Source organism: Roseisolibacter sp. H3M3-2, assembly GCF_029211165.1.
Classification (GTDB): domain Bacteria; phylum Gemmatimonadota; class Gemmatimonadetes; order Gemmatimonadales; family Gemmatimonadaceae; genus Roseisolibacter.
The window spans coordinates 1-937 of record NZ_JARGEK010000708.1 but is presented as its reverse complement, the minus strand read 5'-3'; the positions used below and the strand labels follow the sequence as shown (position 1 = coordinate 937).

Here is a 937-nt window from a genome sequence, read left to right as displayed (position 1 = left end):
GGCGATTATCAAAGATCTGGTAGCAGATTGGAGGCTCCATCCGCGCGGAGGGAGCCATGCGGGTCCGCGAGTTTCTCACGATGGTGCGCACCCCGGCGGCCGCGTGGCGCGCGCTGCGCCAGCGGCGCTGGCCCACCCGCCGGATGCCGGCGTGCTTGGTGTGCGGGGCACGCCACACCTACCGCCTGCGCGAGGGCCGCTGGCGCTGTCCGCGCCGCGCGTGCAGCTACACGTTCGGCGTGCGCACCGGGACCTGGGCGGGGCTGAGCCGCGTGCCCGACGACACGTGGCTGTGGCTGGTGAAGCTCTTCGAGCTGGAGCTCACCGCCCGCCAGGCGGCGGTGCAGACGGGGGTGAGCTACCCGACGGCCCTCAAGGCGTTCACGCTGCTGCGCCGCGCGATCCTGGCCGAGGCCGAGCCCGAGCTCCTGCGGCGCGAAGTCGAGGCCGACGAGAGCTACTTCGGCCCCCGCCGCCCGCCCCGCAGCCGGGGGGACCCGAGGAACCGGGGGCGCTCCGCGCCGCACAAGACACCCGTCTTCGGCATCCTGGAGCGGCACGGGCGGGTGCAGGTGAGCGTGGTGCCCGACTGCAGCGCCGAGACGCTGCGGGACCGGACGCTGCGCTGGGTCAAGCGCGGCACCCTGGTCTACACGGACCAGTGGAGCGGCTACGACACGCTGACCTTCTGCGGCTACCGCCACCTGCGGGTCAACCACGCCCGCCACTTCAGCCGCGGCAAGGTGCACATCAACGGGCTCGAGGGCTTCTGGAGCTACGCCAAGACGAAGTTCGTCAAGCACCACGGCGTCAGCCCCGCCCGCTTTCCGCTGTATCTCTACGAGTGGCAGTTCCGCTACAACCACCGCCAGGAGAACCTGTTCGATCTCCTGCTCGCCCAGAGCCTCCGCGCGCTACCAAATCTTTGACAATCGCC

The 937-nt window shown here is 70.9% G+C and carries 1 protein-coding gene; it reads left to right on the top strand.

Annotation, left to right across the window (positions count from 1 at the left end; translation table 11 throughout):
- Positions 1 to 56 precede the first annotated feature (56 nt).
- Positions 57 to 929, top strand: coding sequence for an IS1595 family transposase (locus PYV61_RS25885; RefSeq protein ID WP_275836771.1), 873 nt, complete (start codon positions 57 to 59; stop codon positions 927 to 929).
- The last annotated feature ends 8 nt before the right edge of the window (positions 930 to 937 follow it).